Origin of the sequence: Anabaenopsis elenkinii CCIBt3563, from assembly GCF_015245355.1 — a bacterium.
Classification (GTDB): Bacteria; Cyanobacteriota; Cyanobacteriia; order Cyanobacteriales; family Nostocaceae; genus Anabaenopsis; species Anabaenopsis elenkinii.
In genome coordinates, this window is record NZ_CP063311.1 from 3,762,862 (window position 1) to 3,787,315 (window position 24,454).

Annotated in this window: 19 protein-coding genes and 2 pseudogenes; 6 read left to right on the forward strand and 15 right to left on the reverse strand. The window is 43.5% G+C overall.

Features of this window, described 5'->3' with window-relative positions; genetic code table 11:
* Positions 1-40: 40 nt before the first annotated feature.
* The 13 genes and pseudogenes from IM676_RS16425 to IM676_RS16485 form a co-directional block, all read right to left on the reverse strand.
* The gene (locus IM676_RS16425) at positions 41-2,776 is read right to left on the reverse strand and encodes a cation-transporting P-type ATPase (RefSeq protein ID WP_200987877.1); all 2,736 of its coding nucleotides are present in this window, start codon (positions 2,774-2,776) and stop codon (positions 41-43) included.
* A 131-nt stretch (positions 2,777-2,907) separates the two neighbouring features.
* Positions 2,908-4,374: a cobyrinate a,c-diamide synthase gene (locus tag IM676_RS16430; protein ID WP_200987878.1), complete on the reverse strand. Its 1,467-nt coding sequence runs from the start codon at positions 4,372-4,374 to the stop codon at positions 2,908-2,910.
* Positions 4,375-4,485: 111 nt separating this feature from the next.
* On the reverse strand, positions 4,486-5,847 hold the full coding sequence (gene opcA / locus IM676_RS16435) for a glucose-6-phosphate dehydrogenase assembly protein OpcA (protein ID WP_200987879.1): 1,362 nt from the start codon (positions 5,845-5,847) through the stop codon (positions 4,486-4,488).
* 114 nt (positions 5,848-5,961) lie between these two features.
* Entirely contained in the window at positions 5,962-7,491 is a 1,530-nt protein-coding gene (gene zwf, locus IM676_RS16440) for a glucose-6-phosphate dehydrogenase (RefSeq protein WP_200987880.1), read from the reverse strand.
* A gap of 180 nt (positions 7,492-7,671) precedes the next feature.
* Positions 7,672-7,809 (reverse strand): hypothetical protein, encoded by a 138-nt coding sequence (locus IM676_RS16445; RefSeq protein ID WP_200987881.1) that lies wholly within the window; start codon positions 7,807-7,809, stop codon positions 7,672-7,674.
* A 210-nt stretch (positions 7,810-8,019) separates the two neighbouring features.
* On the reverse strand, positions 8,020-9,069 hold the full coding sequence (fbp, locus tag IM676_RS16450) for a class 1 fructose-bisphosphatase (RefSeq protein ID WP_200987882.1): 1,050 nt from the start codon (positions 9,067-9,069) through the stop codon (positions 8,020-8,022).
* 741 nt (positions 9,070-9,810) lie between these two features.
* Positions 9,811-10,095 carry an RNA recognition motif domain-containing protein gene (locus IM676_RS16455; protein WP_200987883.1) on the reverse strand — a complete coding sequence of 95 codons (285 nt, stop codon included), beginning with the start codon at positions 10,093-10,095 and terminating at the stop codon, positions 9,811-9,813.
* A gap of 330 nt (positions 10,096-10,425) precedes the next feature.
* Positions 10,426-10,644, reverse strand: a complete 219-nt coding sequence (locus IM676_RS16460) for a hypothetical protein (RefSeq protein WP_200987884.1) — start codon at positions 10,642-10,644, stop codon at positions 10,426-10,428.
* A gap of 102 nt (positions 10,645-10,746) precedes the next feature.
* Positions 10,747-13,053, reverse strand: a complete 2,307-nt coding sequence (gene nrdJ / locus IM676_RS16465; protein WP_200987885.1) for a ribonucleoside-triphosphate reductase, adenosylcobalamin-dependent — start codon at positions 13,051-13,053, stop codon at positions 10,747-10,749.
* A 181-nt stretch (positions 13,054-13,234) separates the two neighbouring features.
* A complete protein-coding gene (locus IM676_RS16470) occupies positions 13,235-15,583 on the reverse strand; it encodes a DUF3769 domain-containing protein (protein ID WP_200987886.1) in 2,349 nt (782 codons plus the stop codon).
* A gap of 376 nt (positions 15,584-15,959) precedes the next feature.
* A complete protein-coding gene (locus IM676_RS16475) occupies positions 15,960-16,076 on the reverse strand; it encodes a photosystem II reaction center protein I (RefSeq protein ID WP_200987887.1) in 117 nt (38 codons plus the stop codon).
* A 164-nt stretch (positions 16,077-16,240) separates the two neighbouring features.
* Positions 16,241-16,399 (reverse strand): annotated as a pseudogene (locus IM676_RS16480) (transposase); the annotation flags it as partial.
* 146 nt (positions 16,400-16,545) lie between these two features.
* On the reverse strand, positions 16,546-17,214 hold the full coding sequence (locus tag IM676_RS16485) for a transposase (RefSeq protein ID WP_225880389.1): 669 nt from the start codon (positions 17,212-17,214) through the stop codon (positions 16,546-16,548).
* Between the two features lie 339 nt (positions 17,215-17,553).
* On the opposite strand from IM676_RS16485, the pseudogene glgP reads away from it, so the two are divergent.
* Positions 17,554-19,029: pseudogene (glgP, locus tag IM676_RS16490) on the forward strand (alpha-glucan family phosphorylase); the annotation flags it as partial.
* 163 nt (positions 19,030-19,192) lie between these two features.
* On the opposite strand, the gene IM676_RS16495 reads toward glgP, so the two are convergent.
* Positions 19,193-19,939 (reverse strand): DUF429 domain-containing protein, encoded by a 747-nt coding sequence (locus tag IM676_RS16495; protein WP_200987888.1) that lies wholly within the window; start codon positions 19,937-19,939, stop codon positions 19,193-19,195.
* A gap of 116 nt (positions 19,940-20,055) precedes the next feature.
* On the opposite strand from IM676_RS16495, the gene IM676_RS16500 reads away from it, so the two are divergent.
* From IM676_RS16500 to IM676_RS16515, 4 genes are all read left to right on the forward strand, one after another.
* On the forward strand, positions 20,056-20,304 hold the full coding sequence (locus tag IM676_RS16500; protein ID WP_200987889.1) for a helix-turn-helix domain-containing protein: 249 nt from the start codon (positions 20,056-20,058) through the stop codon (positions 20,302-20,304).
* Positions 20,301-20,579 carry a hypothetical protein gene (locus tag IM676_RS16505; RefSeq protein WP_200987890.1) on the forward strand — a complete coding sequence of 93 codons (279 nt, stop codon included), beginning with the start codon at positions 20,301-20,303 and terminating at the stop codon, positions 20,577-20,579. The genes IM676_RS16500 and IM676_RS16505 overlap by 4 nt, the downstream gene beginning before the upstream one ends.
* A 74-nt stretch (positions 20,580-20,653) precedes the next feature.
* Positions 20,654-21,528 (forward strand): IS630 family transposase gene (locus IM676_RS16510; RefSeq protein ID WP_200986959.1). Its coding sequence is split into 2 segments (ribosomal slippage): positions 20,654-20,983 and positions 20,986-21,528, totalling 873 coding nucleotides; the frame shifts between segments, so codons are not numbered across the junction.
* 5 nt (positions 21,529-21,533) lie between these two features.
* A complete protein-coding gene (locus IM676_RS16515) occupies positions 21,534-22,001 on the forward strand; it encodes a hypothetical protein (protein ID WP_200987891.1) in 468 nt (155 codons plus the stop codon).
* A gap of 19 nt (positions 22,002-22,020) precedes the next feature.
* Here IM676_RS16515 and IM676_RS16520 read toward each other — a convergent pair whose 3' ends face one another.
* Positions 22,021-23,163 (reverse strand): DNA cytosine methyltransferase, encoded by a 1,143-nt coding sequence (locus tag IM676_RS16520; RefSeq protein WP_200987892.1) that lies wholly within the window; start codon positions 23,161-23,163, stop codon positions 22,021-22,023.
* 251 nt (positions 23,164-23,414) lie between these two features.
* Here IM676_RS16520 and trpS point away from each other — a divergent pair, with 251 nt between their 5' ends.
* Complete coding sequence (trpS, locus tag IM676_RS16525) at positions 23,415-24,425, forward strand: tryptophan--tRNA ligase (protein ID WP_200987893.1); 1,011 nt, start codon at positions 23,415-23,417, stop codon at positions 24,423-24,425.
* Positions 24,426-24,454 lie beyond the last annotated feature (29 nt).

Genomic DNA, 24,454 nt, shown 5'->3' on the forward strand with positions numbered 1-24,454 from the left:
TCCAGTCCCCTCCCCTTACAAGGGGAAGGTTAGGGTGGGGTCAATCAGCGGGGTCGATGCGATTCACAAACCAAGCCAGGGGAATCATAGGTATAGCGGGAAGTAAGCAAATTAACCACTGTTGTAGGTTGAGCGGTGCGGTTTTAAACAAAGTATTCATAATCCCCCATTGACTAAAAATAATTTGCAGCACCACCGTAGTAAGTATACCCAGACCCATGGCGCGACCATCATTAATGCTGACTGCTTGACCCTTGATTTTTCGCGCTGCTACATTCACTAACTGACTAATACTTAACAGGTAAACAACTCGTCCAGCGACAAGGCTCTGGATAGCCATGGTTCGAGCTATATCAATATCCCCCATGGTTTGACGCACCCATTCAAACATCCCAAAGATGAGAATCCAGTTAAAGATAGAAACTGCTGCTATGCGCTGGAACAAGGTACCAGAAAGTAACTGCTCTTGGGGATTGCGGGGTGGGCGTTTCATTACCCGGTCAGACTTGGGTTCAAATGCTAGGGGTACGGTCATGGCTACGGAGTTGACCATATTTAACCACAGCACCTGCAAAGAAAGAATAGGTAAATCTCTAGCTAACAGCGCACTAATGAGAATGGTCATAGATTCGCCCCCATTAACTGGTAAGATGAAAGCGATCGCCTTTTGCAAGTTCTGATATACCGTCCTTCCTTCCTCAACCGCAGCTTCAATGGAAGCAAAGTTATCATCAGTCAACAACATATCAGCAGCTTCCCGGGCCACATCAGTCCCAGCGCACCCCATGGCGATACCAATATCCGCTTGTCTGAGAGCGGGAGCATCATTGACTCCATCCCCTGTCATGGCGACTACTTCCCCTTGGGATTGCAACGCTTCCACTAAACGGAGTTTTTGCTCCGGAGCAACCCTAGCAAAAACAACCGCCTGTTCTATAGCGGGGACGAGTTCGCTGTTATCCATTTGGGCGATTTGCTTACCCTCAAAGGCTTGTACCTGACCGTCTTTTTCTAACCCAATTTGTTGGGCGATCGCCCTAGCCGTGGTTACATGATCGCCTGTAATCATTTTAACTTGAATACCAGCTTTTTTACAGGCACGCACGGCGGCGATCACCTCTGGTCGCGGCGGGTCAATCATTCCCTGTAAACCCAAGAAAATCAATCCTGTGGCTATATGTTCATGGTCTAAAGAACTTTGCTCAGGGCTGACATTTTTTTTACCAAAAGCCAATACCCGCATTCCCTGTTGAGCTAAAGCTTCGACCTGCTGATAGATTAATTCAGGTTGGATGGGGGACTCTTCCCCCTGACCATTGAGGGTTGACTGACAACGGCTGACAATAGCTTCAACGGAACCCTTAACATAAATAACCCTCGATTCCTCCCCCGGTTGTTCATGGAGAGTAGCCATATATTGAAACTCAGACTCAAAAGGAATACCATCAACCCGGGGGTTTAACCTGGTCATCTCCGACTGACTCCACCCCGCCTTATTGGCTACGGTAATTAAAGCACCTTCTGTAGGGTCACCCACCACAGACCAATTACCATGATTATTTTGTTGCAAATAAGAATCAGAACAAAGCAACCCAGCCATCAAGCACTCCCTGAGAGCTAGTAAATTGACCGTTTGTAAATCTACAGGTTTTTGCTCACATAGAATATCCCCATTGGGATTATAACCTGTACCTGAGACTTGGAAATGTTGCTCGCCGGCGTAAATACCCTGAACGGTCATCTGATTTTCTGTGAGGGTTCCGGTTTTATCGGAACAGATAACCGTTGCACCCCCTAAGGTCTCCACTGCTGGTAGTTTACGGATAATAGCATGACGGCGAGCCATGCGATTTACTCCAATAGCCATAGTTACGGTCACCACCGCAGGTAAACCTTCCGGGATAGCACTAACAGCCAAAGCTACGGACGCTTCAAACATCGCCGTCCAGGTTTGTCCTTGTCCTAACCCGACGGCGAAGGTCATAGCAGCTAGACCCAGTATTATATAGAGGAGTTGATGGCTAAATTTGTCAAACTTCCGGGTCAGGGGTGTACTGAGGTTGGTAGTTTTTTCTAATGACTGGGAAATACGCCCCATTTCCGTGGCGTTAGCCGTCGTAACTACTATACCCTTAGCTTGTCCAAAGGTGACAAAACTACCCGCATAAGCCATGTTAACCCGTTCTGCTAGGGGAGTATCAGGACTGAGGTCGGCGGTAGATTTTTCTACTGGGACTGACTCCCCCGTGAGGGCGGATTCATCTACCTGTAAATTACGAACATTGAATAACCGTAAATCTGCTGGGACTTTATCCCCAGAAGTCAGTAAGACGATATCACCGGGGACTAAATCTTGGGAGGGGATGCGTGATTTTTCCCCATCACGAATAACTGTAGCTTCAGTAGTAACCGCTTGTGCTAGGGCGGCGATCGCACCTTCTGCTTTTGACTCCTGAACAAAGCCAATAATAGCATTAATTACCGTTACCCCCCAAATCACCCCGGCGTTAGTCCACTGCGCCAAGAAGGCTTTTATAAGTCCAGCAACCAACAGAATATAAAGCAGAGCTTGGTTAAATTGCAGAATAAATCTTAACCAAGCTGGTTTTGGGGGTTTACCCGTGAGTTCATTTTTCCCAAATTTAGATTGTCGTTTTTGAACCTCCGTAAAAGATAATCCCCTTTCTGGATCGCCATTGAGAACTTGAATAACTTCTGTTAGCCCTTGGCTGTGATAGTTTTGGGGTGCTGATATACTAGTTGTAGTCTTCGGCATAAAAATCTTCTCAAGTTCTAGAGTTGTGATAGCGATAGCGTGGCGTTAGCCATGAATTCTTAAATGAATTTGGATATAATACGGACGTTTTAACCCGTACAGACGTTCCAACGGAACGTCTGTACTAGTTTTTATTTTCCTATAGCTAACGCCACCTCTAGACAGCGCTGTAAAAATCTGCGGGGGATTTCCCGATTTTGTCCCCAGTGTACATGAACATAAGAGGCGTGCAGATTTCTCAGCTGTCGCCTATACAAACTATTAATGTTGCCCGCAGTACCAATATGGTGACTTTTGTGTGCTACTTCCAAGCTATCACAATCGTAGGGATAAACTTTAAATAAACCTTCTATGGAACCAACTGCTACGCTATCGCTATCAGGTATGGGGTTTAACTCAGAACGATGAAATTCATGACCGTAAATATTTGTCCCTGCTGATGCTAATAAATTATCTTCTAAAGCTAAAGCGCGTCGATATCCTAGAGTTAAATTTTTCCCCATCATAGCCGATGTCGGTAAGACTCCCGTCATACTCCAAGGTTTACCTTCAAAGTCGATAATTTCTTCACATAGGTACATTAATCCCCCACATTCAGCTATTGTGGGTATTCCGGTTAGGATTGCTGTTTTGACTGCATTACGGACGGGGGTATTTGCTGCTAGTTCCTGGGCGAAAACTTCGGGGAACCCGCCACCAAAATACATTCCTTGTATATCTGGGGGTAGTTGAGTATCTGCTAAAGGACTCCAGAACACTAGTTCAGCACCTAGCTGTTGGAGCAAATCCAGATTATCCTGATAGTAGAAGTTAAAAGCGCGATCGCGCGCTACTGCAATTTTGAGAGGGTGTGAGTAGGAATGTGGGAATAATTCCCTCCCCTCTCCTACCTTGAGGGGAGGGGGTGAGGGGGTGGACTGGTGCAACAATGGTAATAAAAGTTGCCAATTAAAACAAGTGTCGCCCAGATCAGCCAGACCATTAACTACAGTATCCAACTGGGGAAGTTCGTCGGTGGGGAGTAACCCTAAATGGCGGTCGGGTATGGTGATATTATTTTGACGACGCAGCACGCCGATTATAGGTATTTCTAATGATGCTAGGGAGTCTTTGAGCAGAGATAGATGGCGATCGCTCCCGACGCGATTTAACACCAGACCAGCGATTTTGATTCTGGGTTCAAAAGAACAATAACCGTGGGCGATCGCTGCTACGGAACCAGACAAACGGCTACAATCAATTACTAACAGAATAGGTAAATCTAATAGCCTAGCAATATGTGCCGTACTAGCAAAATCTCTCTGTTGTAACCCCTTGACCCCATCAAATAGACCCATAACCCCCTCAACGAGGGAGTAATCACACCCTTGGCTGTGATCAGCGAAACATTTTTTAACGTAAGCTTCCGAGGTAAGGACTGGGTCTAAATTACGACAGGGGCGGCCGGTCACATAGGTGTGAAACATGGGGTCAATGTAATCTGGACCAACTTTAAAAGACTGTATAGCCACACCACTACGGCGCAAAGATGCCAAAAGGGCGAGGGTAACCGTTGTCTTACCCACGCCACTACGTTCACCGGCAATAACTAAAGCCATAGACTGGCAATCATCAAAAATATTAACTGCACCATATTAATTATGGTACAAGAGTGTAGAGAATTTTATGTCATAAAATTCTTTTCACCTGCATTTACACCAGAATACTTTTCAACCGTTTAAAAGTAGAATCTGAGCCACAACAGCCAAACTTTCTTCAAACAGTGACTCGCGACCCCAACGTTGCACCTGCTGACTCAACAAAGACTCAGCCTTTTGTTCAGAAAGGGAACCCACCTGTTGAAACAGACCAGCAGATTGAGCGCCCCCATGGGTTTCCATGCGCATACAACCCCCAGTTTCAGTACAGATAACTGTACCACAGTCTGCTTGCAGATTTGTGGAACTCAGACGTAGAGCAATTAAATCACCCACAATCTCACCCACATCAGCCACTGGTACACCGGCTAACTCAGCCTCTATTTGTCGCTGGTTTTGATCAATAAAACTCACCTGAGTAATTTCATAATCACCCATTTGGGTTTTACAGGCAACTGGTGACCATTGCAAGCGACTTGATAACCAACCCAAAAATAATAAAGCTTGGGCGGGATTTCCCTTTTCATAGTCGATAGTCACCCGGTCAATTTCTGCGATCGCAGCGCGACGATGGGGTGAGTCATAAGCTTGAGCAGTTAATTCTTGCCATGGTGAAAGCCGTCGCCAGTTTAAATCAGCCAATGGTATGCCACTTTCTACCAGCTTGGCTGTGTTCAGCAAATCACTTTTGAGCTTGTTAAACTTGCAAGAGTCTACAATCACATTATTGCAAACTCCTGCTAGCCGCTTAAACAGGTTATTACCCGGGTCTGGTGTCGCTTTCCACCAGAGAAACTTAGGTAAACCACCGATTAACAAAGCTGGAATCATACCCCCCACCCGTTCTAAAGCAGCGGCGGTTCCACTCAAGGTAATATATTCACAACAGACCAGGGTACTGGAAGATTGCTTTTGAATAGGACAGTAAGCAGAAACCTGAGCCTTAACCCCCTCATCCTTCCCAGCAATAGGGAACAAAGCAATAATCCGGCAGGGATTACGTAGAGCAATTTCATCGGCGATAGAGGGGCTTGTGGGGCTGAATTTATAAGGAATACCTTCCCCCGTAGCCCCATTCCCCTGACGTTTAACAAATTCTTCCCGCAATACAGCCAAAGTTTCCGGTGTAGCCGTTCCAGTTTCCGGAAGATTATACTTACCTTGAACCGCAGACAGCGCTGCGGCCATTTGTGGACCGAGAATCCCATCCAACGGACCATTATAAAACCCCAAAGCTGACAACAGATACTGAGTTTCTTCTGGTTCGTAAACTACTAAAGTAAACGTTGTAGCTCTAGTAGCAGCAGGAAGCACACCATCCTCACCGGCGATCCCGTAACTTTGCCAAATTTGATTCAGTTCGGTTTCTATTTCGCTGATGGAAATATCCTTAGGTGCTTGTAGTGAAAAAATTGTGGGAGCTTGGGAAATCATAGTACTTTAGTCATTATTCATTGGTAATTGGATCTAAGGTCATTAGTCTGTAGAGACCTTCCGACGGAACGTCTGTACTGACAGGAAATTTCAACCATATCTAATGACTCTTGTTTACAGTCTGCGCCAGCGACGACCATCTTGGTTAATTAACAATTCTGCCTCTGTGGGTTCCCACGTACCAGCCTCATAACGGGGAATAGTCGCTGGGTCTGCTGGTGCATCCCAAACTGAAAGAGCGGGAGTGACTACTTGCCAAGCTGCTTCTACCTCGTCGGAACGAGTAAATAAAGTTTGGTCACCCATCATACAGTCAAGAAACAGTCTGTCATAAGCATCAGATGTGGCTTCGATACCAAAAGAACCATAACTAAAGTCCATATCCACAGAACGGGTGCGGAATTCAGCCCCTGGCATTTTGACATCAAAGCGCAGGGAAATCCCTTCATTAGGCTGAATACGCATAGCCAAAATATTAGCATTCCTTTGTTGGGATGCCGATTGAAACATCCGGGAGGGAACATCCCGAAAGTGAATAGAAATCTCACTCACTTTTTTGGGCATCCGCTTACCTGTACGTAAGTAAAAAGGGACACCCTGCCAGCGCCAGTTATCTACCACAAATTTCATAGCTACATAGGTGGGTGTGGTGGATTGAGAAGCAACTCCAGGTTCCTCATGATACCCAGGAACGGGTTGACCTTTCATCCAACCAGCGCTATATTGACCCCGTACGGCAGAACGGGACAAGTTAGGGATATCTGCTAAACGCGTAGCTTGTAGTACTTTAACTTTTTCCGTACGTATACTATCGGCATCCATAGAGTTGGGCGCTTCCATAGCAGTGAGGCAGTAAAGTTGCATCAGGTGATTCTGCAACATATCCCTGAGGGCGCCCGCTTTTTCATAGTAGCCGGCTCGGTCTTCTACCCCTACGGTTTCCGCCACAGTAATTTGCACATGGTCAACAAATTGCCGGTTCCATAAAGGTTCAAATATCGCATTAGCGAAGCGGAACACTAGGAGGTTTTGAACTGTTTCTTTACCTAGGTAGTGGTCAATGCGGTAAACTTGATTTTCTTGGCAATATTTTTGCACTACTTGATTCAAACTCTGGGCTGATGCTAAGTCGCGCCCAAAGGGTTTTTCAATCACTAGACGATGTTTGTAGGAATCGTCTAGCATTCCAGCAGCCCCTAATTGTCTAATGGCTTCGGGAAAGAAATTAGGAGCTACCGAGAGGTAGAACATCCGGTTTCCCCTTGTGCCCCGTTTCTGGTCTAATTCGGTTAAAAGGGTGTTGAGTTTTTGGTAACTTTCGGGATTGTCTATGTCTCCTGGACAGTAGAACAGACCTTGAGAGAAATCCTGCCATAGTTCCCCTAGGGGTACTTTGGGATGGGCTTCTTCCATGCCTTTGTGCATTTGCTCTCGGAAGTATTCATGGCTCCACTCCCGACGGGCTACCCCCACAATGGTGGTTTCTGGGGCTATGCGTCCTTCTCGGCGCAATTTGTACAGGGCTGGCACTAATTTACGCCAGGTAAGGTCGCCAGAAGCGCCAAAGATGATGATAATTTGGGGTTCGGGCATCCCTTGTTGTTGCAGACCAACGCGTAAGGGATTTTCTAGCAAACTAACCATAAGAAGTTTTCAGTGGGTGTTAAGTGGTGTGTTGATCAGAAGCTTGGACTTTGAAGGTCTATACTGGCGACAATAACTTGACTTTGTTTTCTAAAGAGTTCACAGAGTTGATTCTCGAATCAATTCTGATGAACTTATGAATACCTTCAACTAGGAGTTCTGTCATGACTTGATTCAATATTAAGAAGTCTGAGTCTTTGAGGCTTTCCATGGGTTGATAGGAATCATGGAACCAACTGCTAGGCGATCGCTATCGGATATGGCCTGTTCTACTGCTGCTTTTGATGCTTTCTTTTGAATTGTGGCATTACTAATCACTCATGACATCGCCCCACTGAGGTAATTTTTAATTCCTCACCAGGTATCTCATGTCCCCAATTCTAGAGATTCTCGAATCACATAGCCATATTAACTGTTAATTATTGGTAGACATTGTTTGTATCTATTAGCTCCTCGGTGTGAATTAACTACTGATTGCAATCAATTACAGGACTTTGTGGTCTGGTGAATTACCAATTAAGGGCGGTACTAATGTCCGTTTTGAATAAAGGATTCGACTTTGGCTACATCTTCCTTACTACCAATAATTAAAGGTGTGCGTTGGTGCAGTTTCTTGGGGACTACTTCCAAAATATCTACTAATCCTGTGGTGGCGCGACCGCCTGCTTGTTCAATCAACATAGCTAAGGGAGCGGATTCATAAAGTAAGCGCAATTTCCCTTCTGGTTTCTGAATTGTCCCTGGATAGAGAAATACGCCGCCTTGAACTAAAATTCGATGGATGTCGCTGACCATGGCGCCACTATAACGAGCAGTATAACCTTCAGTGCGATGAACGTAGCGGATATACTCTCGCATCGATTCTTCCCACTGCCAAAAATTACCCTCGTTAACGCTATAAACAGAACCATGATTAGGGATACGGATATTTTCTTCCGAGAGGATAAATTCCCCTAAGCTGGGGTCAAGGGTAAATGAATGAACACCATTACCCATAGTATAAACCAGCATTGTGCTCGGACCATACAGTATATATCCGGCGGCGATTTGTTCTCTTCCGTTGCTGAGTAGATCCGATGCTTGACGATCAACATCATCGCCTTTTTGCTGACGAATAGAAAAAATTGAACCTAAGCTGAGGTTAGTGTCGGTGTTAGATGAGCCATCAATTGGGTCATATAACAAGGTATACCGACCTATGGGGCAGTTTTCTGGGATGTAGTAAGGTTCTTCCATTTCTTCGGAAGCCAGACGACAGACTAAGCCACTTTGCTTAAACACGGAGATAAATACATCGTTGGCGTAGACATCCATCTTTTTGACTGATTCCCCTTGGATGTTGACGTCTCCAGAAAATCCCAGAACTCCTTCCATTAAACCGGCGCGACTGAGACGACGAGCCACTAGTTTACCCGCTAGGGCTATGCGATTCATCAGCGCGCTCAAATCCTGTGCGTCTGCGGAAAAAGTCTTAAATTGTTGGAGTACGTGACGCGATAATGTTGTACAATCACGATCTAAGCTCTTATCCGTGGCATTATTCATAGAAAAATCTAAAGATTCTGGCGCTTGAGTCATTTTTGTTACTCTGGATCAGTTCTGCTTGTGACTGGGTTTTATTAATGGCAACTTTTGGTTCCTGCCTCTATCTTAGAAAGGTATTTTGATAACTCAAATATGATTTTAGATAAACTAAAGAATTATGATTTTGGCTTTGATAATTGCAAAACATGGTTTTGTCCGTCTATCATGTCAGATGATGAAACCGCCCAACTAGTTGCAAAGTTCTCTGATCGTCGATAACTGGCCCATTGCTGCTGCTCTCCCTTGATAATTGGTAAGATTGACAGCATTTTTTTACATTTTATATAAAATATTTTTAAAGTATTCTTTGACATTTTTTATAACCCAATTCCAGACTACTTGAACCTGATTAAAAAGGCAATGCGAAAAAAACAATCTTGTGATTGTTTTTTTTTGGCTCAATTGTCCGTAAATTTGAGGTAGCGGGGGAATATTTTAGTATATGTTTCTTAGCAGAAGTGTTGATAAAATATTGAGGATCTTTACTATTGCGGCTCAAGATAGATCAGAACCACCTTTTTTTTAAGAGCAGGAGTTTTCCGAGTTGGTCTAGTTTGGTTTTTATTGTGCGCCTTACCGCTAAACTAATTGCAGGAGATGTTGACTACAACTAGAGTCCCTGGGGATTTGTCCCACCCCCTTAAGGAGTGGGCTTTTCGCTCTAGTCTTTGTGAAATTGAGCAATTAATTTTGCGTTACCAGGAAAAATTTGCTATTAATAATAACTTGTTATTATTAATAATCTGCTTTTTTACTCCAACTCCCGCCGCGATTGTCTTCCCTTGGCTTGGCTTTATTGACTCTTAGTTGACGACCCATCCATTCTGCACCATCTAATTCAGTGATAGCAGCATCTTCTTGAGCATCTTCCTTCATTTCAACAAATGCAAAGCCTCGCATCCGACCTGTTTCCCGATCAGTAGGTAAGACTACTCTTGTGACTTCACCATAGTCGGCAAATACGGCTTTTAAGTCTTCTTCAGTAGCGCGGTAAGAGAGGTTTCCAACGTAAATAGTCATGTGGATCACGTAATTTGTAACAAAGGGCGATTAGTTCAGCGGTGGAAAGAGGTATAAACAAACTGCAAATTTTGCATAGTCTGTTCTGACTCACCCATGGCGGATATTGTTGTAGGACAGCGATCATCATCCTGGCTTTCGCTTCAACTCAAGATGCCAAGGGGCTGAACTTAGCCATACGCTCACATGATAACTGATTGTGACATTTTTTAAAGTATGAGATTTAACAAACTGTATTAAACTGATCATACAGGGCAGGCAAATGCCCACCCACAATAGTTTTGCTCAACCTCAATTCTGGGTTAGACGATTCTGGGATAGGTGCAAATTTCAATCAATAGAAATTTGCTGAGGCCCAGTAGCTTTACCATTGTGCGCCTCACTAGTTGGACTGGAATGACCAGTGGACTTTATTTGTTGCTCCAGCCAGGTTTTTACAGGGTCGTCCTTGAGATTAAGTCGCAGCACACCAGAAAAAAATCCCCCCATAAATGAAACTGGGTGCTTGGTTAATTGTTGAAATATTGGTGACAATTCATTAATGAACATATTTGAGATTCTGCTGTAGTTTGAAATGATCCTAACCTGAAAAACCAGAGACGCAATTAAGGGCGTCTCTATAAGGAAATGCCTTTCTAATGGATTTAGAACCTAAGACGCGGGGGATTCAACCGGAAACATACACTTGTCAGAATCACATCCGCTAGGTCCAACATCGGCCAGTTTACTGGAATCGTATCGACTCAAGACCGCGCAGAAATCATCTGTTCTGCGACGTGACTTAACTTCTTGAGTTAAACGCTCATAGGTTGACTTATCTATAGGTTCAAATGGTAGGCGGGGGAATGATTGCAAGTCATCGAACCGGGCTAACAGTGCTGCGGAAATGTAGCCTTCATCGTTTTGGATACCTTGATAAATTCGCTGTCCCAAGGGTTCCACCTCCTCAGAGCGTAATTCTATGGTGGATGATGTGTTGTGAGTTACGTACCAGCGCTGAACTTGCAGGGCAAAGTCAAATTGAGCTAAGGCGGAAAATTTGCTCACATTAATCTCATCAGCTCCCGGTAAGTCAGCCCAAGATACGGATATAGGAATTTCCACTAGCCATTCAGTTACACGGGGGTCAAATGGGTCATTTAGTAAGTTTCCGTGTTCGTCTTTGTCGGACTGGGATGGGATGACATTGTAACCATAGTCAATGCAGGCTAATGCTACTGGATCATTTTTACCAAAGGTAATTCTACGGATAAATCTCTGTGACTTGGGAGGATGCCAACCCGGACTAGCCCCTGTTAATAGGGATTTAGTGCCACTAGGTTGGACTGTGGTACAACGATTAGGATGCTTGAGTTGGTGGCGATCGCAGTAGTCCCAAACTACTCGATGTACTATATCTTTCCAGTAGGTGAGATATTTTGCCTCTTGCTCTTTGAAAGCCAAACCTTGGGGTGTTTCGACTCTACCTTCAGCCCACCAGCGCAACCAGTCTACACCAAAAGCATGAACAAAGAAATCGAATAATCCGGTAAAGGAAACCCCAACAATCGGGTCTAATTCCCGGCTCTTTTGGTAGCGTGGCTCTAAAAATTGATGATTTAACAGTGCTGCTACAGATAAAGCCCCAGCAGTAAAAGCCTTTTCTTGTTCTTTGTAGTCCTCTGGGTCAATTTGGTTTAAGTGAATTTCTGATAAGTTGCAGTGAAAGTTAGAGCCTATGATTTCACCACAGGGGTTTAAGCCATAGCGGTTTAAACGATGTTCTAATTCTTGAGAATCAATCTTTGGGTGACGTTGTTGTATCCATTCTTTGGCTTTTCCTTGATCATAAGCTTGTAGAAAATCTTTTTTTAGTTGTGGTGTATTGAGCAAATCACAATTAGCTCTGGCTACGGACTCACCAGCCCACTGAATAGCACCTTCGCCACTATAGTATTGTTTACGTACAGATTCTATACATTCTTCTAATGTGGGTTTGCGGTGAAACACTCTGGTATGATTAGCCATGCGTAAAGCGTCCCGCTCAGGATCAATGCGCCAGTTACCTTCTGTGTCTTGTTGCCAGAGGTTATCTTTGGCTGTTGCTCCTAAACCATCATCAGCCCTAAACTGACGCATACCCGCACTGCGCCGAATATTGCCGGCAACAATTGCTACGGCAGCCTGGTCAATCAATAAACAGCATTCTACGGAGTTTAATTGTCTACCTATAGCCTTGTTGAGTATAGATGCACACTGTTTATATAGGTCTGGTAGTTTGACAGGATTAGCTACTCCACCAAAGCCCTTGAGGGGTTCCCCGGTTTGACGTACATTACTGAGGTCAACGATTACCTTGAGTTCTGTGGATAAAGTTTGATTTGTAGAGATTTCCAACAGGGATTTGTAGGATTCTACCCAGCCTTCGCGGCTATCTCCCACATAGATGGTAACGGTATTCCCTTCTATGCAGGTTTTAGTATGTTGACAACGTAATTCCCAAGGTATGCTACCAATTTCCCCTTGTAATGTCAGATTTAAGTAATTACGGATAGCAGGGAGTTGATTGATGTGTTGGGGTTCTATGACGGCTCCAGTCCCACAGCCCATCATGGCTAAATCCATCATTAATGCAAATGCACTCCAATCTTCGAGGTTGGTGGATGTGCAGTTATAAGCACCAGAAAAGTTTTTGGGTTTGGTGATCCACTCTGTACCACCCACCCATAACCAGCGTCCACTGGGTAAGGCTTTGAGGTGGCGTTGCATCTCTTCTATTATCGCACTTTCGGCTCTTGTGAGCCTCCCTAGGTCGATGATGCCCTTAAGGGTGCGATCGCATACCTCATCCCATGTTTCCCTCAGCCCTGCCTTTGTGAGACGGCTGTAGGTTCTAAAAAATACAGGATTAGCAGCTGAGGCTGTTTCTGGAAACTCTGTACTCTGAGGTATTTTTATTCTTTCTAGCTCTCTCACCATAATCAAGTCTTGTAGCTTGCTAACAGATTATGACTATACGCTAACTAGATTTTGGATGGAAGATTGCCAAATGCGACAATTTGCGCTATCCACTATGGTGTACTAATAATAACTTACATCTTAAATGTATAATTTAGTGTTATTTGATTTTTACACCAGTTTGGTCAAAATCGGAATCTAGTTAATTATTTTGTCGCACACCAGAGAATGGATCTGTACCGCCAACCCAGTTAAAATCACTAATGCGGATGGTGAAGCCACCTAATTCTAGTATGGGGTTATAACGCAAGGTGATGCCATAGGTACGGCGGCTATATTGTAAAATGTAGTCTGTGCTAGTTTCTCTACCAGTGTCCAAGTTAATTGCTGTTTGCCAGCCTAAGACAAATGGCCCATAAATTTGCAGCTGAGTGCCAACACTTAGCAGTTTAGTATCAACTGATCGGTCAAACAAAAAGGGTGATAATCCGCTATTTAGTCCCTGAGAATAAGTGAGGTTGAAAGCCGTATAGTCTAAATAGGGGCGAGAGAAATTACCGAACTGCCCGACTAAACCGACTGTGGCTGTTAGGGTAGTTTGATTTTCGTTATTACTGTAATAACTATGTGTACCTCTGACACTGGCAATTGTTTCTATATAGGGCACCACAGGGTTAGGTGTATATTTTAGTCCCTCTGTGGCAGTGGGTGGTAATGATTGACCTCGCCATAGTAAAAACCCCCGACTGAGGCTAGCGCTGGCTTGTAGGCGACCCAAACCAATACGATTATTGTTCGCGGTTGCTGCTAGTAAGTCTAGGCGGTCAGTGTTGGCATTGATATATTGTAGGCCTGCCTGATAACTGAGGTTAACACCACTATTACCTAAAGGAATGACAGGGGAGGTAATCAGACCACCAAGACTGCTCTGGACGGTTTGAAAGCCCAGAGAGCCATTGTAGAGGCGATCGCGGTAGCTATATTCTAGATTTAGTACGTGAGGATTAACATCCCCTAATACCTGGCGCATGCGCAAACCAACCTGCAAATTTTCCTCTAAATTGTTTAAACTGGTTAACTCACCGCCACCTTCTAGTGTTAACCGTGGGTTCAAAACAGCATTTAAACTTGTCTTTACACCCAACAAGTCAGCTAAATCACCTGTACCCATTTGTAAAGCTTTTTGCACAAATAATTGAGGGGTGATTCTCCACCGTACCTGCTGGGTATCAACAGTTGTGAAACCGCGTTCTACAAATAAACCACCTCGCTTATCCCCATCAAAACCGGGAGACACCAGGAATGGTGAGGCGTCGCGTTCAAAACTATCAATAGTCTGTTTATCTACAGGAATTGGTAAAGAGAGTTTTTGGTCAAAAACTAAACGCTGTCCCCGTGTAGTAATAGTCTCTTTAAAAGCAGACTCCCTGATAGAGGTAACTTGAGATGCACGTAACTCTAATTCTGGGGGTGAAAAGGGGTCGTTAGTAATTCGCACATCAAAAGCTTGCCAACCTCCCGGATAAAATGAAATCCGTTGAGCTGCAAACCGCACTCTCCTCACTTCACCTCCGGTTACCGGTAAGGGGACATTCCTGGCTTGGATACCACCTAATGTAAAATCAATACCCCCAGGGCTAGTGATTTGGGTCAGGGGCTGATTTCTTCTGACCCTATCACTTACAGGAGCCTCAATTCCAACTGGTGTAACATTGCTAGATGAAAAAGCGAAATCTTGTTGGGCTGAGGGTATGAAAATCTCACCGCTGCCACTTTCTATTTCCCCATTGTCTTGGATAAAATTATAGGTAAAGCGTTCTCCCCGCAACACTTGATCTCCTCGTGTTAAGGCCACATTACCAGAACCCACAGCGATCAAGTTATCTAAATTTACTTGCAGGCGGTCAGCGTCCACCACAGCGCCATCAAATCGCACGACTACATTACCTTCGGCGGTGACAATTCGCCGGATTTGATCATACTCCTGCCTGTCTGAGATGACTTCTATGGTTCTTTGTCTAGCTAAAGATGTAGGTGACCGAAATTCTATGGTAGAGGGATTCGAGGTTTGGCTACTGGGGTGACGAGACTTCAGCAGTAGGGTATTTTGTACGGGACGAAAAATTGCTGTATAATTTGTGTCAGATGAAATAATATTAGTTTCCTGCGCTTGTGGAGTTGCTTTAGCCCCTGCAACTGGCACATTGGGTTTAGTGTTAGGCGCTTGCAACTGCTGTGGGGAATTAGCAAATGTCTGGGGTTTACCCAAACAAACAGCAGTCTGAGAAGGGGTGAAAGTTTCTGATGTATTGGGTGTGTCTAGACTGTTGACAGTGGACTGATGCCCAGCAGAAGATGTAGTATCTTTTACATGGAAAAATTGTGGAGTTTCCTCTGGTGGTGGGGATGCTGGTTTGTGTCCTTGGGGATTTTTTTGATTTGTGATCAATGGGAGAAACTGATTGTCACTAGCACAGGAAATAGAATTTGCTGATGGTACCACTTGGACAATGGCAGGAGGGGGTGGAGGTAAGGGAACTGGATGAAGCATATCTACGGCACATCAAGCTAACAATTGAACTATCCTGGCTTGGAAAAAGCAGGATTCTTCCCTTTCGGGCTTTGACTGACGAAATCAGTTTTTATCCCGGATTTTGGACACAGGGGTTCTCAGGCTCCCACTCAGTTTTCTGATGGCCAATTAATAGTCGGAAGGATCAATTATAGGTTGATCTTCCGACTTTTGCTTTTTGCCTGAATATTAGGAAGCTGATTCAGAGAAAGTGCTGGTGTTTTAGCTCTTCGGAGAGTTTTGACACTTTGCCACTACCACTCAACATTAATGATTCAGGCAGATGTAGGCTCTCCTAGAACCGGTTTAGCACTTCCCCTCAAAGTCAATAATTGGTGGCTAATTGGTGGCTATTTTACTCTAAATCCTGGCGTCCGGGGTTACGGGCTGGATCGTTGGACAAAAATCCAAAGACAAAGATAGCCACAAAAAAGGCAACAACAATATAAACAGCGATTTTTAAAGTCACCATACAAGTATCTCCAAAAGGTGTGAGAAATAAAGTTTCTCTCTTGTGTATGTGCTATACAGCAAAGATAACTACTTTATATTATCGAAATCTCGCCCCTTTTTGAGATCAGTTTGAGTGGTGAATGTCCGTTAGAGGATGTTTTAAAAGTCAAAGTTAGTAAATAATCAAGCCAGTCGTCTGAGCATAATAGGAATCATGGCAGTATAGATAAAAGTCTCAGAAGTTTGGGGCAATCTTTCATAATCCTTGCTCAAGTGCCGAGACCAATTGAGCCATCCAAAAGTTCTTTCCACAACCCAACGCTTTGGTAAGAGTACAAAACCCTTCCTCTCTTAGAGGATGTTTGATAAGTTTTCAACAGGTAATTTTTATCTTAGGGAACAGGGAACACCGGAACAGGGAATGGCGAACACACAAAAAACAATCAAATCCAGTCCCCTCCCCTTACAAGGGGAGGGTTAGGGAGGGGTCAAATAATATTCGATACACTAATCATGACTTTCCAAACAACCTCTAAGGGTCGCAGAACAATCTGCACAATCCAAAGAAACATATCCATGACCCAATGTACAAAATCATCACCTCTATATCCCCCATCCATGCAAATGTTATTTAAGCGCTTGACCTTATCCCCCATCCCATGAACCCTATGAAGGACTTTCTTCCCTCCCTCACGTTCTGGAACACTGGTAGCAGTCACTAAAACTCGTAATACTAAACCCAACATATCAACGGATAAATGTCCCTTACGCCCATGTATTTTTTTACCAGCATCGTCACCTACGTCTTGAGAAATCATTGTTGCCGTTTCTACTGATTGACTATCAACAGCGGCTTCCGTGGGGCTGGGATTAGGTCTTACTGACACTCGTGTCCACTGGTATGGTAAAGTTTGTTGTAAATTTTTCACCAGGTTCCGTCTTGGTTCTATCTCCACCAAGTAACCATAAACGGTTTGCCAAGGTGGAAAATCTCCCGGTAGTCCCCGCCACGTACATCCTAGTACATAAAGAATTGCATTCACCACGGCATACATGGCTATTCTCCGAGGACGACCACCTGGTTTGGCGCTGGGAAATAGGTCAGCAATTAGTTCCCACGGTTCCCATATGAGGTTGCTAGGGTATACTTTAGTCATTTACTTACAAGGTGCTGCTATATACAAATCTCAGCTTATACCTTGTGAGCTTTCTTTCCACACCTCCCCCCTTTTAAAACATCCTCTAAGATTTCATACAAATTTATTTATATTTGTTTAACTTTTCCCCGACAGATCAGAGTCAAACTTTCATATACTAAGTACATACTTGTGGATACTCCATAGCCTTAAAAATGTCTTTAGTGTAAACTTTATCAGCAATGGCAATAATAACTCTCAATACTGGACAAAGTTATTTACACACCGTCAAAAGAATTGGCAACATTGCAATAAATAGATAAACAATACCGAAAATTAAACTGGGAGTTTTAACAACCTATGCAGCCGATTCGCACATTTAACGTTTCCCCTTCTTTACCCTCGCGACTGGAACCTTTGAGGCGACTAGCATATAACTTGCATTGGGACTGGAACGTTGAAAGTAAAGATTTATTTCGTCGCTTAGACCCTGATCTGTGGGAATCTAGCCATCATAACCCCGTGTTAATGCTGGGTACCATCAATCAAGGGCGGCTGTTGGAAGTTGTAGAAGATGAAGGCTTCCTAGCACAAATGGATCGGGCGGCGCGTCAGTTAGAAGATTATTTACAAGAGCGTACATGGTATCAGAAACAACGCAACCAAAAGCAGAAAGAATGCTATGCCTACTTTTCCGCTGAATTTGGATTGGTAGATTGTTTACCAATTTATTCTGGCGGGTTGGGTGTTCTAGCAGGGGATCACCTGAAATCTGCCAGCGACTTGGGTTTACCTCTGGTGGGTGTGGGTTTATTGTATCAACAAGGGTACTTTGCTCAATACCTGAATGCAGATGGTTGGCAACAAGAGCGATACCCCATCAACGATTTCTATAATATGCCCTTGCACCTAGAGCGGAATCCGGATGGTTCAGAGCTACGGATTGCTGTCGATTATCCGGGGCGCAAGGTCTATGCTAGAGTTTGGCGTGTACAGGTGGGAATGGTACCACTGTATATGCTAGACACGAATATTGAACCCAATAATCCTTATGACCATGACATCACTGACCAGCTGTATGGTGGTGATATCGATATGCGGATTCACCAGGAAATTATGCTGGGGATCGGTGGTGTGCAGGTGTTGAAAGCACTGGGTTACAATGTCACTGCTTACCACATGAATGAAGGCCATGCAGCATTCTCGGCCTTAGAACGGATCCGGATATTAATTCAGGAAGAAGGATTAAGTTATGCGGAAGCTAGACAAGTTGTAGCTTCGAGTAATATCTTTACTACCCACACCCCAGTACCAGCTGGGATAGATTTGTTTGCTCCTGATAAGATTTTGTATTACCTGGGTTACTATGCAGAAATCTTTGGTTTGCCCAAAGAACAATTTTTAGGACTGGGGCGGGAAAATACGGGTGATTTATCGGCGCCTTTCAGTATGGCGGTGTTGGCCTTGAAGATGGCGACATTTTCTAACGGTGTGGCACAGTTGCATGGTGTGGTCTCACGGCAGATGTTTAAGGGTCTATGGCAAAAAGTACCTGTGGAAGAGGTACCAATTGCGGCAATTACTAATGGTGTTCATGCTCGTAGTTGTGTAGCCAAATCAACTCAAGAGTTGTATGATCGCTACTTGGGTCCTAACTGGTCATCAGTACCACCAGATAGCCCATTGTGGGAACGGATGGATGCGATACCCGATGAGGAATTGTGGCGCAATCACGAACGCTGTCGCTTGGATATGATCTTACATGTGCGAGAACACTTGGTAAAGCATTTGCGTGATCGCGGCGCAGCGGCTGCAGAAATTAACCAAGCCCAGGATGCAGATGCATTGAGTGTTTACACCGCTAATATCACCTATACCGTCTCTGGTTTACAAGGTTTGTCTTTGCGCGTGTTACCACACCACCAACATTTATCTAGTCCCTATGAGCCGAGATTGATTGCTTGGGCAGAATAAGCTCAAGGATGAGGGAGTAGGGCTGTCAATAGTCCCTACTCCCGATTTTACTAGGGATGACAATATAACCCGTGGTGCGATCGCCTAACACTAAGTTATGTTTTTCACCCCAATACCACCAGTGCGCTGCTACATAAGCACAAATTACACTATCTAGTTTGTCTTCAGCTGCTTTGAGTGCTGCGCCTGTGGTGGGGATTTGGGAAAATGAACCACCCAAGGGTACAGAGATCAGAGAAGGTTCTATGGTGGGTAAAATATCAATAATGTAATTGTAAAGTTTAATTAATTCTAAGCGGCGCTCACTGATGCGTCCTTTTTTATATTTCAGGATGCGTTCTAGGTTAAATAAGTTAACTATTGCGGGATGGGGAAAAACTTCTATTTGATATCTCCCAGGTTTTTGGGGTTGAATTGTCGGTGCATGGGCAAATCCACGAGACTCTAATTCTAAACCAAAGTTTACAGTACGTTCTGCAAAGGGTAAATTTTGATTAGCTGGGTAACATCCGGCGTGATATTTGCCAAAGTATTTATGTGTGAGTTTGTCCGCGAGACGACTCCCTACAGCATTGGGTATCAATGTGGGCGCGTCTACGGCGATCATCCCTGGTTGATTTGCGGGTACATGGTTATCTATCCAGGCGAAAATGTCTGTAATACATTCCCGCCGATCTAAATCGATGATGTGCAGTTTTTCTGCTATTAATTCTAAACAGCATAAGCCGCTTGGTTGGGATTTCCAGCCTAAATCAATGCCGATAAATTTCATCTATTTAAGTTATATGCCTGGTTATTATGGCATTTTTTCTAAATTTTATCAGCAGTAAGCTTTAATGTGACACATCGTCCGTAGACTGATAGTCACTAGAGATTCACAATCGGTAAATGGATGAGTCAAAACAAAAGATTCTTTCTGCTTTGGGCTATCTGGTAAGGCAATACAGAACAGAACAGGGAATTTCACAAGAAGAGTTAGGACTACGCGCTAACTTAGACCGCACATACATATCTGGTGTGGAACGTGGGGTTAGAAATCCGTCTCTCACTGCTTTGGTAAGTCTTGCTAATGGTTTAGGAATTAGTGTTTCTAGTCTTCTCCAAAACCTAGAAATAGAATCAGATAAAATACAGTGAACAATCAAGAAGATTTAGTGGCAATAATTCGAGAGCAGTTGAAAGATGCTTCTACTCAGTTGAAAGTTTTTAATTTATTGTCAGATGAAAAATGGCATTGTCGTGGACATGAAACTAAGGAAATTGGATCTAATCAGTATGCTGGCGGTGGTGGTATTAAAGGATTAAGACGAGGAACACAACAGCGACCTGGACTTGTTATTGAAACTGAGAGTAAATATTGTCAAATTTGTTCAAAGAAAACAAGGTGGGATCGTTGGACAGGTGAGATATAGCAACCGCCAAGGTAATTTAAGCATAAACTATAAGTAGTCCCTTTTCATGTGAAGCGATCGCTTGCTACAGGTATATGCCCAAGCCGTACAGTTACGACCTTCGTCAAAAAGTAATCCAAGCGATTGAACTCGATGGCTTGAAGAAAACTCAAGCCAGTCAAATGTTTAATATTAGTCGCAACACCATCACCCTATGGTTGAAGCGAAAAACCGAAACGGGGGACTTCCAAGCCTTGCCTAATCAGCGTCCTGGGAATGGTCACAAAATTACCGATTGGGAAAAATTTCGTGAGTTTGCTTCCGTACATGGCGATAAAACCCAAGTAGAGATGGCCTCACTTTGGCCTGAAGAAATTAGCGATCGCACAATCTCAAGAGCTTTGAAAAAAATTGGTTTTACGCGAAAAAAAAGACTTATGGCTACCGTGAGCGCGATGAGGTCAAACGACAGGCTTTCGTAACGCAGTTGTCTGAGTTACCTGTGGAGAAGATTGTATACCTCGATGAGTCAGGAATGGACAACCGAGACCAGTATGATTACGGTTGGAACTCAAAAGGACAGCGCTTCCATGCACTTAAATCAGGTCGTCGTGAAGGTCGGGTGAACATAATTGCCGCGCTGTGTAACCATAAGCTGATAGCTCCTTTCACTGTTGAGGGTGCGTGTAATCGAATAGTATTTGAGACTTGGCTTGAAGCTTGTTTGCTTCCCACACTCAAACCAGGACAGGTTGTGGTGATGGATAATGCCACATTTCATAAAGGTGGGCGCATTCAACAACTGATTCAGTACGCAGGGTGTGAAGTGCTGTACCTACCACCTTATTCTCCAGACCTGAATCAGATTGAAAAATGTTGGTCTTGGTTAAAAAGTCGAATCCGCAAAAAACTTGAGCGGTTTGATTCTTTACGAGATGCCATTGAGGATGTCTTGCTTTTTGCGTCCTAACCTCCTTGGCGGTTGCTATAAAATCAGCTAATTCCGCTGCTAACATACCAAATTCATTAGTTGAGAGGATTCTCAAGGTTTATGCGTATACAGATATTATAGAACAAAGAAAAAGAGCATCTCACGAGCTAGTAATTGATCACAGATTTCCTATGGAGCGCTGGGGATCCTCTGAGCCTCCTCACTTAAGCTCAATGACTGATGAGGAAATCAGGGAAAAGTTTCAATTACTCAAGAAAGATACATCTGGTAATCATAATCTTTTGAAATCGAGAAGTTGCGAACGCTGTATTAAAACTAACAAACGAGGTACACCTTTCGGTATTAAGTTTTGGTACGAAAAAGGAGAAGACTGGCCTTGCATACATCAGCGTGGACCTGAAGCTGAAAAAGGCTGTGTTGGATGTGGCTGGTATGATTTTGACGCGTGGCGTAATACCCTCAATCAAAAGCTCAATCAATCTGATCAATAAGAGTAGATTTAACTAAATTCTAGCGATTAATTGCAATATCATTTAAATAAGGAATCAGTGCATAACCAATGCACTCTGCTAAACGTGGTGGTACAGCATTACCAATTTGCCACATAGCTTTTTTCATTGTTCCTTCAAAAATAAAGGAATCAGGAAAAGTTTGTAATCTTGCCATTTCTCGTGCCGAAATTACCCTATTTAAATATGGGTGAATATGAGTACCACCATGATTTTCTTTTACAGTCATACTCGGTTTACCAGGATATTGCCGTTTGAAAGCATCTACAAATTTTTCATATAAGGAACCACCGGGGGGGACTTGAGCTAGACGCTCCATATACTCCCGTGAATGTTTAGTCCACTCGTGATTAATTTCGGGTATTGGGATGTATTCTGGTAAATCAGAAATTGCTGACTCAATAGGTTTATATTCTTCAGGGGTTAATTGAGATTTAGGATAAGGGTTGGGCATTTTAAATCTATTAGCAATAAAAATCGCTCTTGGTCGAATTTGTGGTACTCCATAACCGGCAGATTCCAGAATTGCTACAGAAATATGAGGATAACCAATAGACTTAAAAGCTTCAAAAATTTCTGTTTTTACACTACCTTTTTTAATTGTCAAAATACCTGGTACATTTTCCATTACCACATACCAAGGGCGTATTTCTGATACTACACGAACAAATTCATAAAATAACCGATTCCGAGGATCTTTAGGGTCACGTTTTCCTGCTACTGAAAATCCTTGACATGGTGGACCACCAACAACAATATTAACTTCAGGTGAGCCGATTTGTTGCAGCCAATCTTGGGCATAAAAATCTTCAATATCTCCACAGAAGTGATGACATTGGGGGAAATTTTTTTTGTGAGTAGCAGAAGCAATTGGGCTGATTTCTACACTAGCTAATGGTGTGAATCCAGCTTGGAATAATCCTTGTGTAATTCCCCCAGCACCAGAAAATAAATCAACAAAAGTATATTTTGATAATAAACTCTCTGGAGAACTAATATTAATAAATTTCTTATATCGATCAGAATTATCTTGATCTAGTTCGCGTTGAATACGCTGATAACGTGCTAACTTTGGCTGCTTTTGCTTTTTGATAGGATTAGACTCATCCTGATGAGGAAAAAGATCAAGTTGTGTTCCTTGCATTGGATGCTTAATATTAACGTCTGTGTTATTGTGACATATTGTCTACAATATATCAAGCATAACTCATTGTCAAAAAGAGCGGCTAGACTGCTGAAAAACATCTATTATCATAAGTTTGCTGTCCAAAATACCGGAGATAATAACTCATAAAAATCATCACTAAACAGCCAGTTGTCCAAGAAAGTGTCAAAATTGAAGGAGTTTTGTAACCGCCATATTCTTAGAGCGGATTTGGGATAAATTAGAAATTTATGGGCAAGCAGCGTGTTCTTTCTGGAGTTCAACCAACCGGTAATTACCATCTGGGTAACTATTTAGGAGCTATTCGCAATTGGGTAGAAGGTCAGAGCGAATACGAAAATTACCTGTTCGTGGCTGATTTACACGCGATTACGGTACCACACGACCCCACAAGGTTAGCATCTGATACTTATACCCTGGTGGCGCTTTATCTAGCTTGTGGTCTGAATTTAAATCACTCGACGATTTTTGTACAATCTCATGTTTCTGCCCACAGTGAACTTACCTGGCTGTTTAATTGCATCACACCTTTAAACTGGTTGCAAGACATGATTCAGTTTAAGGAGAAGGCGATTAAGCAGGGTGAAAATGTCAATGTCGGCTTGTTGGACTATCCTGTGCTGATGGCTGCTGATATTTTGCTGTATCAAGCTGATAAAGTACCAGTGGGTGAAGACCAAAAACAACATTTGGAATTGACTAGGGACATTGCAGCTCGGTTAAACCACCAATTTGGTAAACCTGATCAACCAGTGATCAAGTTACCAGAACCTTTAATTCGTCAGGAAGGGGCTAGGGTGATGAGTTTGGCCGATGGTACACGCAAAATGTCCAAGTCTGATGCGTCTGATTTAAGCCGGATTAATTTACTGGATACACCAGAGCAGATTCAATACAAGATTAAGCGCTGTAAAACTGACCAGGTTCGGGGTTTGACTTTCGGTGATCCAGAGCGTCCAGAGTGTAATAACTTGTTAACGCTGTATATGCTGCTGTCTGGGAAGAAGAAGGAAGAGGTAGCAGCAGAATGTCAAGATATGGGCTGGGGACAATTTAAACCACTATTGACAGAAACGACAATTAATGCGTTAAAACCCATACAGGAAAAATATCAAGGGATTATAGAAGATCAAGCTTATCTCCAGTCTGTGTTGCGTGAGGGACGGGAGAAAGCCGGAGCCATTGCTAATCAAACTTTGGCACAGGTAAAAACTGCTTTGGGTTACTCCCTACCTCTGTAAAGGTTTCACTTTTGGGCGTAATTCGTTAT